This is a genomic window from Sulfitobacter sp. HI0129 (genome assembly GCF_001635395.1).
Taxonomy (GTDB): Bacteria; Pseudomonadota; Alphaproteobacteria; order Rhodobacterales; family Rhodobacteraceae; genus Sulfitobacter.
Genome location: NZ_LWGH01001029.1, coordinates 1 through 242, shown reverse-complemented (window position 1 = coordinate 242; position 242 = coordinate 1). Strand labels below are relative to the sequence as shown.

1 pseudogene is annotated in these 242 nt (G+C 62.7%); it reads left to right on the top strand.

The window, feature by feature from the left end:
• Positions 1–242, top strand: a pseudogene (locus A3764_RS21945) (amidohydrolase family protein); the annotation flags it as partial.

Genomic DNA, 242 nt, shown 5'->3' with positions numbered 1-242 from the left:
ATGATCGCCATGCTGTCCTCGCTCGGCAATGTCCCGGCAGAGGTCGCCTTCTGCTTTGGCAACGGCAACACNGCACGGCAGCGCAAGCTGGATACCGGGTTGATCGAAAAGGGCAAATGCGCCGACTTCGTACTGCTGGATCAGGCGCAGCACGCCCCCGGCAAGGACATGCTGGACTCGGTGCAACTGGGTAACCTGCCGGGCGTCGGAATGACGGTAATCGACGGCGAGGTGCGCTCCCT